Origin of the sequence: Weizmannia sp. FSL W8-0676, from assembly GCF_038593015.1 — a bacterium.
GTDB lineage: Bacteria > Bacillota > Bacilli > Bacillales > Bacillaceae_C > Weizmannia > Weizmannia coagulans.
In genome coordinates this window covers 1,500,254-1,512,880 of sequence record NZ_CP151954.1, presented here as the reverse complement: position 1 = coordinate 1,512,880, position 12,627 = coordinate 1,500,254, and the positions used below count along the sequence as shown (strand labels likewise).

11 protein-coding genes, 1 pseudogene and 2 riboswitches are annotated in these 12,627 nt (G+C 47.9%); of the genes and pseudogenes, 5 read left to right on the top strand and 7 right to left on the bottom strand.

The genetic code is table 11. The features are described from left to right. Positions 1 to 38: 38 nt before the first annotated feature. From NST20_RS07320 to NST20_RS07300, 5 genes are all read right to left on the bottom strand, one after another. The gene (locus tag NST20_RS07320) at positions 39 to 1,418 is read right to left on the bottom strand and encodes a dipeptidase (RefSeq protein WP_342400339.1); all 1,380 of its coding nucleotides are present in this window, start codon (positions 1,416 to 1,418) and stop codon (positions 39 to 41) included. Positions 1,419 to 1,545: 127 nt separating this feature from the next. Then, positions 1,546 to 2,289 carry a MerR family transcriptional regulator gene (locus tag NST20_RS07315; protein WP_342400338.1) on the bottom strand — a complete coding sequence of 248 codons (744 nt, stop codon included), beginning with the start codon at positions 2,287 to 2,289 and terminating at the stop codon, positions 1,546 to 1,548. A 50-nt stretch (positions 2,290 to 2,339) separates the two neighbouring features. Next, positions 2,340 to 2,858 carry a hypothetical protein gene (locus tag NST20_RS07310; protein ID WP_342400337.1) on the bottom strand — a complete coding sequence of 173 codons (519 nt, stop codon included), beginning with the start codon at positions 2,856 to 2,858 and terminating at the stop codon, positions 2,340 to 2,342. Between the two features lie 197 nt (positions 2,859 to 3,055). Next, on the bottom strand, positions 3,056 to 4,768 hold the full coding sequence (gene cysI / locus NST20_RS07305; RefSeq protein WP_342400336.1) for an assimilatory sulfite reductase (NADPH) hemoprotein subunit: 1,713 nt from the start codon (positions 4,766 to 4,768) through the stop codon (positions 3,056 to 3,058). Positions 4,769 to 4,785: 17 nt separating this feature from the next. Then, positions 4,786 to 6,642 (bottom strand): assimilatory sulfite reductase (NADPH) flavoprotein subunit, encoded by a 1,857-nt coding sequence (locus NST20_RS07300; RefSeq protein WP_342400335.1) that lies wholly within the window; start codon positions 6,640 to 6,642, stop codon positions 4,786 to 4,788. 120 nt (positions 6,643 to 6,762) lie between these two features. After that, positions 6,763 to 6,863: riboswitch (SAM riboswitch) on the bottom strand. Between the two features lie 173 nt (positions 6,864 to 7,036). Here NST20_RS07300 and NST20_RS07295 point away from each other — a divergent pair. The 3 genes and pseudogenes from NST20_RS07295 to NST20_RS07285 all read left to right on the top strand — a co-directional run bounded on the left by NST20_RS07295 (position 7,037) and on the right by NST20_RS07285 (position 8,890). After that, entirely contained in the window at positions 7,037 to 7,732 is a 696-nt protein-coding gene (locus tag NST20_RS07295; protein ID WP_013859351.1) for a 2-phosphosulfolactate phosphatase, read from the top strand. Continuing rightward, a pseudogene (locus NST20_RS07290) lies at positions 7,725 to 8,508 on the top strand (phosphosulfolactate synthase). Before NST20_RS07295 ends, NST20_RS07290 begins: the two are co-directional and overlap by 8 nt. Then, positions 8,492 to 8,890 carry a VOC family protein gene (locus tag NST20_RS07285; protein WP_013859349.1) on the top strand — a complete coding sequence of 133 codons (399 nt, stop codon included), beginning with the start codon at positions 8,492 to 8,494 and terminating at the stop codon, positions 8,888 to 8,890. Before NST20_RS07290 ends, NST20_RS07285 begins: the two are co-directional and overlap by 17 nt. Positions 8,891 to 9,212: 322 nt before the next feature. Here NST20_RS07285 and NST20_RS07280 read toward each other — a convergent pair whose 3' ends face one another. Both NST20_RS07280 and NST20_RS07275 read right to left on the bottom strand, forming a co-directional pair. Beyond that, complete coding sequence (locus tag NST20_RS07280) at positions 9,213 to 10,202, bottom strand: ABC transporter substrate-binding protein (protein WP_342400334.1); 990 nt, start codon at positions 10,200 to 10,202, stop codon at positions 9,213 to 9,215. Between the two features lie 11 nt (positions 10,203 to 10,213). Then, positions 10,214 to 10,978 carry an ABC transporter permease gene (locus NST20_RS07275; RefSeq protein WP_013859347.1) on the bottom strand — a complete coding sequence of 255 codons (765 nt, stop codon included), beginning with the start codon at positions 10,976 to 10,978 and terminating at the stop codon, positions 10,214 to 10,216. Between the two features lie 246 nt (positions 10,979 to 11,224). Beyond that, a riboswitch (TPP riboswitch) is annotated at positions 11,225 to 11,336 on the bottom strand. Positions 11,337 to 11,745: 409 nt separating this feature from the next. Between NST20_RS07275 and NST20_RS07270 the strand changes: the two genes are divergently transcribed. Further along, positions 11,746 to 12,168 (top strand): MFS transporter, encoded by a 423-nt coding sequence (locus NST20_RS07270; protein WP_265115317.1) that lies wholly within the window; start codon positions 11,746 to 11,748, stop codon positions 12,166 to 12,168. After that, a complete protein-coding gene (locus tag NST20_RS07265) occupies positions 12,066 to 12,485 on the top strand; it encodes an MFS transporter (RefSeq protein ID WP_342400333.1) in 420 nt (139 codons plus the stop codon). The genes NST20_RS07270 and NST20_RS07265 overlap by 103 nt, the downstream gene beginning before the upstream one ends. The last annotated feature ends 142 nt before the right edge of the window (positions 12,486 to 12,627 follow it).

Below are 12,627 nucleotides of genomic sequence, written 5' to 3'. Positions count from 1 at the left end.
TGGAATGAAACCCCGCATACGGGGCATTCCTCCTTATCTTATGAAAGCGGCCATGTTTTGAGCTCGTTCCAATACGTGCAAATGGTCTGGATACCTTTATCAAAATTTTCAAGATGGAAATGCTCGTTCGGCGCATGGGCATTTTCCGACGAAAGGGCAAACCCCATCAGCACGACCGGTATGTTTAAAATGCGGTCAAATTCTGCAACAATCGGAATCGACCCGCCGCCCCTTGTATAGGTAACCGGCACGCCGTACACTTTTTCATACGCTTTTCCGCAAAGCTGGATGGCAGGATGCTTGCGCGGCGTGACATACGGGTAACCTTTGTCAAATTCGGTTACAGAAACGGTTACGCCTTTTGGGGCATGGGCTTCAATATGTTTTTTCAGTAACGACAGAATTTCGTACGGGTCCTGGTTTGGCACAAGGCGGCAGGTCACTTTCGCAAAGGCTTCAGACGGCAAAACGGTTTTCAGGCCTTCTCCGGTGAAACCGCTTTGTAAGCCGTTGATCTCAAGCGTCGGCCGGACGGATGTTCTTTCCGCGTACGAGTAGCCTTTTTCCCCGAACAATGCCGGTACGCCAAGCTGCGCCTGTATTTGGCCTTCATCTGCCGCCTGTTTTGCGAACGCTTCTTTTTCTTCCGGCGTGCTTGCTTCCACTTTGTCATAGAAGCCTTCCACCAAAACCCTGCCGTCCTGGTCGTGGAAGGACGCCAGCAATTCAACCAGCGCAGTGGCAGCATTTTGCACCCCGCCGCCATATTCGCCGGAATGAAGGTCGCTTGATGCGCCTTTTACATGGATTTCAAGGCCGCATAAGCCGCGCAGCCCGTAGCAGATCGTCGGTTTTCCCAACTCCGGCATGCCGGTATCGGAAACGACGATCAAATCCGCTTTTAAAAGTTCCTGATGTGCTTCTACAAATGGTGCGAGATGCGGGCTGCCGATTTCCTCTTCTCCTTCAAACAGCACTTTGATATTGACAGGCAGTTCCCCTTCCGTTTCCATCAATGCTTCGATCGCTTTGATATGCATAAACACCTGTCCTTTATCATCACTCACGCCGCGGGCAAAAATTTTGCCATCGCGGATCTCCGGTTTAAACGGATCGCTTTTCCAGAGGTTCAGCGGATCAACCGGCTGGACGTCGTAATGCCCGTAAATCAGGACGGTCGGCTTCCCGTCTGCGTGAAGCCAGTCACCGTATACAACCGGGTTGCCTTTCGTTTCCATCACTGCGGTATGTTCGAGGCCTGTTTTCCCAAGCTCTGCTTTCAGCCATTCCGCTGCTTTTCTGACATCTGGTTGATGTTCGGATAGGGAACTGATACTCGGGATTTGGAGAAAATCAAACAGTTCTTCTAAGTGCTGTTCATGGTGTTCCTTTAAATATTGCTGATACGTTTGTGACATGCCTATACCTCCTCGTCATGCTTTCTCTTTATTGTAAGACAAGTTTCATTATTTTTCCAATTCATTTGCAAGGTGGCAAATGAAAAAAAGAAAGCAGGAGCCCCCTTTTGGCAGCTCCCCGCATTTTTTATTGATGCGTTTGATTCGCAAATTCCGCCATGGCTGCGGCCATGAACGCCGCAAGCCCTGGGCCAAATTGATCAATGTTTTTTGTAAACCGGCTGTCTTCTATATACATTTGGCCAAGCCCTTTAAAGGCTTCCGGCGTATAATCCCCGAAATGGCGGTTTAAAAAATCAAACCATTTCCGGATCGCTGTTTGCGCTTCTTGTGCGCGCGGGTCCTTGTGGCGGATGGCAGCAAGTTCACGGTAAATTTCGTTCATCTCATCAGCCAAAGCCAATTTTTCATCTCCGTCAAGTCTCGCCATTTTCGCTTCCGCTGCATCTACTGCCTGATCCCCCCATTTTTCGCGTGCCTCACGCGCATACGGATTGCTGTCAAAGCGGAAACCGGCAAATTTTTCTTCACTGGACATTTTCATTCCCTCTTTCTCCGATTGGATTGTTTTTTCGATCAAGGCAATCATGTTCCCGAGCCGATTCTGTTTTTCAATCAGCAAATGGCGCTGGAGCTCGAGCGCCCCGAGCCTGTCAAACGAAGGGCTTTCAATGATTTCCTTGATCTTTTGCAAAGGGAAGCCCAATTCCTTGAAAAATAAGATTTGCTGGAGCGTTTTTAGGTTTTCTTCCGAATAGTGCCGGTAACCGGACGGTGAAACTTCAGCCGGTTTTAGCAGCCCGATGTCGTCATAATGGCGCAATGTCCGGATGCTGACGCCGGCCAGCTCTGCAACTTCTTTAATTCTCATCGTGCAGCCCCCCTTCCTTTTTTACTGTAAGGGGTGACGCAGCGTGAGGGTCAAGACATTTTTTCAAGTTTTTCCTGGAGGGCAAACAGCACTTCGTAAATTTTTACGAAAGCTTCCATGAGCGGCATTTCTTCCTTGAAACCGGGCACATCGTTCAACGGAAAGTTCACATCCCAGATGCCTTCATTGCCATCAAAAACGATTTCCCCTTTCCCGTCTCCTTCGAGCAGTTCAGACAACCCCGTTTGAATCGCCGGCCCGTATTTCTTCTGCACTTTGAGCCCGAGCATGCAATTGTAATGGCCGAAGACATCATCCAGCTCAAGGGCAATCCCGTCGACGCCGATGATGCCAAACCAGTGTGACGCGATGTAAACATATTCTTTCCTATGCTTTTTCAAATAGAGGACAGGTTCATTTAAAAACACCGCCGTTTCCACTGCAAGCGTCTCATCGGTTTCCTTGCTGCACCGTTCAATAGATGCATCGGCAAAACGGGCGGTACCCTCTTTTTCAACAATTTCTTTTTCCCTGACAGCATCTTTGAAAAAATCCTTATAGCGCTCCAAATACGCTATTTCTTGTTTACATAATATTATTATAGTATCCTTTTGGTTTTCGATATATGTTTTTAAATTTTTTCCCAGCATGGCAACCATCCTTTATGAGGTATTCTGCTAAACAGTATGTCCCAATTGGAAGCTTTTGTAAAGAAACAAAAAACTGTGCCCGGAGAATAAAATCCTTCTAGGCACAGTTTGTAAAATTATTTATTCACCGCTGCCGGTTTATGAAAATCACGTCCGTCACGGATCGCTTCTACAATTCCGGCGCGGATGACGAAATCCCCGAAATGTTCGCCTTCCTGCCGTTCTTTTGCATATTGCAAAAGAATCGGGCGCAGGGAAGCGAGGATCTCTTCTTCCCCGATATTTTCCTTATAAAGGCAAGCAAGCCTGTCGCCGGTGAAGCTGCCACCCAAATACAAATTGTATTTTCCGGGGCCCTTTCCGATAAAAGCCATTTCCGCAAGCGCCGGCCTTGAACATCCGTTCGGGCAGCCCGACATCCGGATGACGATTTCTTCTTCGCGCAGCCCCGCTTCGTCCAAAATCTCCTCGATTTTTCCGAGCAGTTCCGGCAAGTACCGTTCTGCTTCCGCCATCGCAAGGCCGCAAGTCGGGAATGCGACACAGGACATCGAGTTTCTTCTGAGGGCGGAAGCATGCTTGCCGTCCGTCAGATGGTATTTTTCAACCAGCTCGCCGATCTTTCCTTTCATTTCGTCGGTGACATTGGAAATAATAACATTCTGATTCGGGGTCAGGCGGAACTCGCCCTGATGGATTTTTGCAATTTCGCGCAGCCCGGTCATCAAAGGATAGCCGTCAAAATCTTTGATCCTGCCGCTTTGGACAAATAACGTCAAATGCCATTTGCCATCGCCTTTGATCCAGCCGTAACGGTCGCCGTTATGGTCAAAATGGAACGGGCGGGCCTCCCCGAGATCCCAGCCGAGCCGTTCATTCAGTTCCGCCTTGATCCATTCAAGCCCCCGCGCGTCAATGGTGTACTTGAAACGCGCATTTTTCCGGTTCGCGCGGTTGCCGTAGTCGCGCTGGATCGACACCACTTTTTCCGCCACTTCAATCACCTGGTTCGGCGTGCAAAAACCGATGAGCCGGGCAAGCTGCGGATATGTTTTCGGATCGCCGTGGGTCATGCCCATCCCGCCGCCAACCGCGACATTAAACCCTTCAAGCTTCCCTTCATTCAAAATGGCGATAAACCCTAAATCCTGTGAAAAAATATCGACATCATTGGAAGGCGGCACAGCAAACCCGATTTTAAACTTCCGCGGCAAATACTTCGGGCCGTACAGCGGTTCGGAATCTTCCTGCTCTTTTGTATCAATGATTTTTTCATCTTCCAGCCAAATTTCATGATACGCGGAAGTCCGCGGCAACAAGTGGTCGCTCGTTTTTTTCGCCCATTCATACACCTCGGCATGCACATCCGACTGGTACGGGTTCGGGTTGCACATCACATTCCGGTTCACATCCCCGCACGCGGCAAGCGTCGTCATGAGCGCATCGTTCATTTCGCGGATGGCCTGCTTTAAATTCCATTTTAAAATGCCATGCATCTGGAATGTCTGCCGGGTCGTCATACGCAGCGTTCCGTTCCCGTATTTTTGCGCCAGTTCATCCATCACAAGCCACTGTTCCGGGGTCGCAACGCCGCCCGGAATGCGGACACGCACCATAAACTGGTAAGCCGGCTCCAGTTTCTTTTTGCGCCGCTCGTTGCGGATATCCCGGTCGTCCTGCTGGTAGCTGCCATGAAATTTCAACAGTTTATTATCGTCCTCGGATATCGCACCGGTCAGCGGATCTTTGAGTCCTTCCGCAATCGTTCCTCTTAAAAATCGGCTTTTTTCTTTTATCGTTTCAAGCGGATCAAGTTTTTTATCAGCCATCTTCCTGCCCCTCTCTGTTAATACACATCACGCTGGTATCGTTTTGCCCGTCGCATTTCCTGTAAATAATCCTCTGCCTCTTCCCTCGCCATATTGCCTTCTGTTTCAAGAATTTGAAGCAACGTTTCCTGGACGTCGCGGGCCATGTGCTTCTCATCACCGCACACATACACACAGGCGCCTTTTTCAAGCCATGCATAAAAATCTTTGCTTTTTTCAAGCATCCGGTGCTGGACGTATATTTTTTCTGCCTGGTCGCGCGAAAAAGCCACATCCATCCGTTCGAGCACGCCATTTTTCAGCCAGTTTTGCCAGTCAAGCTGATACAGAAAATCCGTCGCAAAATGCTGGTCCCCGTAAAACAGCCATGTTCGGCCGGTGATCCCTTCCGCTTCCCTTTCTTCCAGGAAAGAACGGAACGGCGCCACGCCTGTTCCCGGCCCGATCATGATCACCGGCACATCCGGGTCAGCCGGAAGTTTGAAATTCGGATTGCGGTGGACATAAACCGGCAGCTTGTCTCCCGGTTTTATCCTGCCTGCGACTTGCCCGGAGCAAACTCCTTCGCGCACCCTTCCGTTTGCTGTATAGCAGTCCAGTGCAATGACAAGATGGACTTCATCGGGGTTCGCTTTCCAACTGCTTGCGATCGAATAAAGCCGCGGCGGCATTTTCCGGAGCATTTGTACAAAAGCTTGCACTTCCACTTTTTCCGGCGGATATTCCTCGACAAGATCGATCAGGCCCCGTCCTTCAAGGTATGCCTTTGCCTCCGCTTCATTTTCAAGCAAAGCCGTAAGCCCTTTGTTTCCGAAAAGCACGGCTGCCTGCTGAAGCAGTGGTTTTGTTAATCTCGTAATTTCATAATGTCTGAGCAATGCTTCCCTGGCCGGCAGTACTTCCCCTTTTTTATTGATCGGAACCGGTTCTTTTGGATCCCAGCCGAGCTTTTCGATCAGCCGTTCCACGAGTTCCGGGTCATTTTCCGGGTAAATCCCGATGCTGTCCCCCGGTTCAAATGTAAAACCGGAACCTTCAAGGGATAATTCGATATGGTGCGTTTCTTTATTGGACCCTTCCCAGTTCAAATTGATATTTTCCAGCACTTCCGCCTGGAACGGGTTGGATTTGGAATAATCGGTGTTTGCAGGCCGGGTGGCATCGGCAGCGGTTGAAGGCGGCAAGGCAGATGACTGGAGCACGCCTGTAACCCCTTCAAACCATTCCTGGGCGTCTTCTTCATAATCCACATCGCAATCCACTCGCGGATAGAGCCGTTCCCCGCCCAACTCTTCCAGCCTCTTGTCGATCTCTTTTCCGACCTTGCAAAAAAACTCATATGTCTGGTCCCCAAGCGCCAAAACGGAAAATTGGACCCCGTCCAGTTTTGGGGCTTTTCTGCTGTGGATCAGCTCATAGAAAGACAATGCGTTGTCGGGCGGGTCCCCTTCCCCTTGTGTGCTTGTAATGATGAGCAGATACCCTGCATTTTTTAAATCTTTCGGCTTGGCCGCATCGAGTGCCGAAAAAGATACGGCAAACTGCATTTCTTTTAATCTGGCGGCGAATGCTTCGGCAAGCGCCTGGGCATTGCCTGTCTCGGAACCAAACAGCAGCGTAACCGTTTTGGTTGCCGTCTGTACCGGCTTTTCGGCAACAGCTGTACTTCCCGGGGGATTCGTTCCTTGTTCGGCAAACGGATAGGTTAAATATCCGCTCAGCCATAATTTTTGCTGATCCGTTAACATTTGCAGCAGTTCATTTAACTTTTCCGCCTGTTCTTTACTAAACGGGCTGTTTTGTACACTTAACGGCAAATCTTCCACCTCGCAATGTTTGCATGCACTTTTCATTTGTTTATTTATGTATGACATCCTAATCCAAATAGACATAGAAGTTTACTTGGATTTTAATCCGCTTCTTTCCATGAGAAGCACCTTCGAAAAAAGCTCTCCTTACAAAGATAAGAAGAGCCGGCGCACAATGGTCAACTTCTCTTATCTTTCAGACGATTGTCTGCAGGAATTGGCACAGTGTTTTTCAACCTGTTGCCGAGGCTTCAAAGGGCCTTTCCCTCCACCTCTCTGGATAAGAAGCACGAATCATTATTTAGAAATCATTGAAAACATTATACAATCAAATGCGGTGGCAGTCAATTCTTTTTTGAACAGACGGGGGCGATAAAAAAAGAAAAGGGTGGCAAATTCCGCATCAAGCGTCCCTCCAATATACTTTATGTATTTTTTGCACAGAATGAGGGGGGAATGGATGAACATCCGCATTTACCAGGGGAATGAGATCACGCCGGAAGCCGGGGATGCCAATATTGTGATCGATGTGATCCGCGCGTTTACGGTTGCCCACCATGCCTTTTTGGGCGGCGTAAAAGAGATATGGCTGGCAGACTCAAAAGAAGCGGCTTTTTGTATCAAAGACAAATACCCGCATGTCTTGCTCACGGGCGAAAGGAACGGCCTTCCGATACCGGGATTTGATTTGGGCCATTCACCGGCCGCCATCGCCAAACAGCCGTTAGCCGGCAAAACGTTGGTGCAAACATCCACAAACGGGGTAAAAGCAGCCTTCCGCGCCCTTTGTGCAAAGGAAGTCTATGTTACCGGCTTTTCGAATGCAAAAATGACGGCAAAATGGGTCCTGCGCAAATGGAAAGGCAAAGACAACGCCCGCATCAATATTATCGCTTCCCATCCGACGGGGGAAGATGACCTGGCATGCGCATTATACATGGAAAGCATCCTTACCGGCTCCGGCACGATAAAGCCGGAATCAGTGATCAAGGAGATTGTAAATGCCAGTGTTGCAAAGAAATTTCTTGATCCCGGCCAGCCTGCATTTAACCCGGCTGACCTGGAATTTTGCAGCAACGAAACAGACTGCGGGTTTGTTATGAAAATTGATCCAACAGGAGAATTTCCAACGATCGTGAGGGTTGAAGATGAATGACCATGGTTTGACACTGCCTTTACGCAATGAGAAACCGCGGGATTGCGGAATCACCATCTTAATTGACAATGGCATTCCGCTGAACTTTTTTAAAGATACCATGAACAGTGCAGCCCCTTATATTGATTTCGTCAAATTCGGCTGGGGAACATCGGTGGTTTCGCGCCATTTGGAAGAAAAAATAGATCACCTGAGGCAAAACGGCATTGCCTTCTTTTTCGGCGGCACTTTATTTGAAAAGTTTGCCAGCCAGGGAAAGACGGATCGGTACGTTCAATACTGCCGGCGGTTTGCATGCGAATATGTTGAAATCTCAAATGGCACCCTGCCGCTGTCCAATCCGGAAAAGTGCCATTATATTGCGGAATTTTCAAAGGAGTTTAAAGTGTTAAGTGAAGTTGGCTCAAAAGATACTGCCAAATCAATAGCCGACACGCCGGCGTTATGGCTGGAATCGATTAGTCAAGATTTAGAAGCAGGCGCATATAAAGTGATGACAGAGGCAAGGGAAAGCGGCACGAGCGGCATTTGCAACGGGGACGGGGAAATACGGGAGGAGATGTTTGCGGCCATCCTGGACTCCGGGATTCCCGCGATGCTTTCATTTTCGAAGCGCCCAACAAGCAGCTCCAGGCTTTTTTATCCAACAGCTCGGCCCGGATGCCAATCTGGCCAACATCCCTTTTTCGGATGCCCTTGCGCTTGAAACATTAAGGCTCGGTTTGCGATCAGATACTTTTTTTATTGGAGGAGATTCCCATGAGAAAAACGGATAAAATTTTTCATTTGGCGATCCCGTGCAAAGATCTTGATGAAACAGCCGATTTCTATCAGAAATTAGGCTGTAAGGTGGCGCGCCGGTATGATGACCGGGTCACTTTCAATTTTTTCGGGGACCAGGTTGTCTGCCATCTGAGCCCTGAAAAAATAGACCCCAACCCGAAAATGTATCCCCGCCATTTCGGCATTACTTTTTTGGATAAAGCAGCATTTGAGGAAACCCTCCAATCCGCAAAGAAAAACCGCTTGGCATTTTTCCAGGAGAAAATGGTCCGGTTTGGGGGCAGGCAAGAGGAACATTGGACATTTTTCCTCCAAGATCCCTCCAACAACTTGCTCGAATTTAAATATTACCACGATGAAAGCATGGTGTATTAACCAGTCCCATTCATTGCTCAAAGCATGCGATGCGGCTTTTTCCGGAAAGAGCCGCATCGCATGCTTTGCCATTTGGGCCAGGCGATAAGCGTTTTTTCCTGGCCCGAGACGTTTGATCGTTATGTTCAGCAGGATGGCAAAGCCCCGGAGGCCCTTTTTAGGCTTAACATGCAAACCGCAGGCATACAGCTGCGGTTTTTTTGCGGCTTCCCGCAGGAACATGCAGCGCTTGAAGCGAATAACATACTCTGCATGTTCCGCCACCCGGTTTTGTGATCCCATGCTGGCGGAAGCCAAAGCGATTTGGCTTCCAGAATGCTCCTTATTTATTTTCTAAATGGACAAAAGCTTTTGCGGCATTGACATGTGTTTTTGTGATCTTTGTCTGGTACAGCCAATCCGAAACGTCTTGCCATTTTTTCAGGTCCTGATCGGCAATCGTTTTATTTTTTTCGCTCATCAGCGGCAGCAAAATGTGCAGGCTCTTCGTTTCCACATTTTTATCCAGCGGTGAAGAGGCATCTTCATGTTTTAACAAAATGGCAAGCGCCTTTTCCGGATGTTTTTTGACATATTGCTGGCCTTTTTCGGCGGCAGCAAGAAATTTTTTAAAAATGTCTGGCTGCTGTTTCAGCTTATTTTCGTTTGCGATGAAAACGAGTTCGGCATAATCCGGAACACCGTATTTTGCCGGATTGAATGCTCTAACGGGTACGCCTTCCTTTTCCAGCAGCAGCTGTTCATGATTAACAAAACCGCCGACGATCGCATCAGTTTTACGGGCTGTCAGAGCAGGGATTAAATCATAGCCAACATCCACTGTTTTCACCTTGTCCGGATCGCCCCCGTCTGCTTTGACCATTGTCCGCACGGCTGCTTCTTCCAGCGGAATGGAAGAATAGCCGACCGTTTTGCCCGCCAGGTCTTTCGGTGAGCGGATGCCGCTTGAAGCTGGCACCATCACACGGTTCAGCGTATGGCGGACGACGGTGCCAAAAGATTGGACCGGAATATTCTCATCGCGCGCGATTAACACTTGGGGTTGATAACTTAATGCAATATCAATTCGATTCGCAGCCGCAAGTTTTAACGGGTCATTTGTGTCAGAAGGCATTTTGATGCTGACATCAAGACCCTGCGCTTTAAAATAGCCTTTTTCCTTGGCTACATAAAGAAAAGAATGAACCGCATTTGGATACCAATCCAGCATAATCGTTACTTTTTGCGCATGTTTCGTTGCTTGCTGCGAATGATTGCTGCAGGCACCTAGCATACACGCCAGTACAGCGACCATTACCCATCGTTTCTTCATTGAAAATCCCCCTAAATTTTTGTTCTGTTTTTCAATAAGCTTTTTTCCATCCCATAAATAAGCAAAAATAATCCCATGCCGAGTGCAGCCAAAAGAAAAACGGCCGAAAAAACAGCGCCCGACTGCAAATACCCAGACATTCGCTTGCTAAAAAAGCCAAGCCCCGCAGTTGCGCCAAGCCACTCTCCGATCGCTGCCCCGCTGACACAATATACAACCGATAATTTCAAGCCGGATAAAAATTGGGGAAGGGCCATCGGGACAGAAAGTTTTCGGAAAATATCCCAACGGCTGGCGCCCATTGTCCGAAACAAATTCAGATAGGCGGGATCGACGGTTTTTAATCCGTCAAAAGTGCTGATTACAATCGGAAAGATAGCCGTTAACACAATAATCGCTACCTTGCTCCAAACTGAATAGCCGAACCACATCATAAAAACAGGTGATACGGCGACAAGCGGGATCGTTTGCGAAATAACAAGAAACGGATAAAAGATTTTTTCAGCCGTTTTGGAGACATACATGATGACACCGATCATCACTCCACCCGCAACAGATAAAAGAAAACCGATGCCGACTTCCTCCACTGTCGCAGGCAAATGCACATTTATTAGTTGCCTGTGATTTTCTATGAAAGATGCATAGATTTGGGTAGGGGACGGCAAAATGAAAGACGGGATCACCCCTTTCTGTATGACCCACTGCCAGCCGGCTATCAAGACCAGCATCGTAACGCAAAAAAGTCCGTAATCCCCCAGCCATTTTCGCCACTTCATTTAGGAAACCTCCTTTCATCCGAACTTCCAATATGTACAAGCTGCAAACCGTTCCAAAGCCCGTTCAACCATTTGAATTTTTTCCTGCTATAGCAATCTTCCACCTACTTTTTGTTTTTATTTCTTCCTGCCCGTCGTCATTGACGAGGTTTTTCCGGTTACCGCCCTAAAAGCAGCTATTTTCCCTCCCTTCCAACAGAAAAAAGCCAGGCCTGTAAAAGACCTGACTTTAATAAGCAAGAAAATTTCCCAAAATCCCTACTTTCCTACGCCGGCATGATCCGGATCAGGTCCAAAGGGTTGAAAAACCAAATGTTTTTCTCTCAGCCCGCCAATCCGGGCACCCCTAGTAGTCTGAAATATTCACTTTCTTCCATTATAGGCTTTCTATTTGCCTGTGTAAAGTGGTGCAGGCTTTTTTCTATGGTGATTGGTTCAATTATCGGCTCCCAGTCAGGGCTCCTGTTTTTCCAAAAATCCCGAAAAAAACTGCAAAAATTTTCAATCATGATGATACTCACGATATATAAGCTCATTTAACGCTTCATTCCGTCATCGTAAACTGAATAGACAGCCATTCAGATATTTATACGACAGCGGCTGCGGTTGCAAGTGCTGACGGAAACAACCACATCGCCCCCTCTTCTCGTGCTTGTATGCTCACAAAAAAACCAATTTTATGAAAAAGACGAAAATAGTCTGTTAAATGACACGAATGTCGCTTATAATTATAAAAACGACACATGTGTCATTTAAGGAGGAGCATAATGAAGCATTCGCTTTTTAAAAATCATTCCTTTCTATTCTTAATCAGTGCGCAAACCGTTTCAAATCTTGGCGACTGGCTGCATCTTGTTGCATTGTTTGCATTAGTGGCATTTAAGTGGCACGCCGACCCGATTGCAATGGCAGGCATTACATTATGCATGGTGCTGCCGTCAATTTTATTTGGATCCCCTGCCGGCTGGCTGGCAGACCGGTTTAACCGTAAAGTGCTGATGAGCTTCTCGGATTTCGCCCGCTGCGGTTGTGTGCTCGGGATTGCTTTTTCCGTTTCGCTTTGGCAAGTTTATATCTTTCTATTTTTTTGGGCTTTTTCTCAGCCGTCTTCACCCCTGCAGAAAGCGGCCTGCTTCGCCAAGTTGTTGGTGAAAACCAAATACAGGCGGCAATCGGCACAAGCGAGATGATCAATAACAGTGCCAAAATCATCGGGCCGGTAGCAGGCGGCGCATTGATCAGCCTGACCGGAATCAAAGGCGCTTTTTATCTTGATGCCATTTCTTTCTTCCTCTCCGCCCTCCTGCTGTTTGGAATCAAGGCGCCAACATTACAGAGCCCGGTAAAAAGTGATCTAGAACATCGGGAAAAGGTCTCGCTAACTGAAGGATTTCGCTTTCTCTCCGGTTTTCCCGTGTTAAAAATAGGTCTGATCGTTTTTTGTACCATGATACTGGCCTTGCAAATTTCTGATTCCCAGGCCATGATATTAATAAGGGCTTGCTGAACGAATCCGATTATGGCTTGTATCTGATTTGTCAGCAAGCTCTACCTCAATATCATAGGAGAATGCATCTGCGAAAATGCTTTATTCTGTCCTCTCTGTATGTTGAATCAGCTTTAGAGTGCAAAGTTTTTCCTGCATTTTT

Bases quoted from the DNA above. Each gene is read 5' to 3' on its own strand.
- NST20_RS07270 (WP_265115317.1), top strand. From the start codon at position 11,746: ATGAAGCATTCGCTTTTTAAAAATCATTCCTTTCTATTCTTAATCAGT.
- NST20_RS07295 (WP_013859351.1), top strand. From the start codon at position 7,037: ATGAACATCCGCATTTACCAGGGGAATGAGATCACGCCGGAAGCCGGG.
- NST20_RS07275 (WP_013859347.1), bottom strand. From the start codon at position 10,978: ATGAAGTGGCGAAAATGGCTGGGGGATTACGGACTTTTTTGCGTTACG.
- NST20_RS07280 (WP_342400334.1), bottom strand. From the start codon at position 10,202: ATGAAGAAACGATGGGTAATGGTCGCTGTACTGGCGTGTATGCTAGGT.
- cysI (WP_342400336.1), bottom strand. From the start codon at position 4,768: ATGGCTGATAAAAAACTTGATCCGCTTGAAACGATAAAAGAAAAAAGC.
- NST20_RS07315 (WP_342400338.1), bottom strand. From the start codon at position 2,289: ATGAGAATTAAAGAAGTTGCAGAGCTGGCCGGCGTCAGCATCCGGACA.
- NST20_RS07285 (WP_013859349.1), top strand. From the start codon at position 8,492: ATGAGAAAAACGGATAAAATTTTTCATTTGGCGATCCCGTGCAAAGAT.
- NST20_RS07300 (WP_342400335.1), bottom strand. From the start codon at position 6,642: ATGTCATACATAAATAAACAAATGAAAAGTGCATGCAAACATTGCGAG.
- NST20_RS07320 (WP_342400339.1), bottom strand. From the start codon at position 1,418: ATGTCACAAACGTATCAGCAATATTTAAAGGAACACCATGAACAGCAC.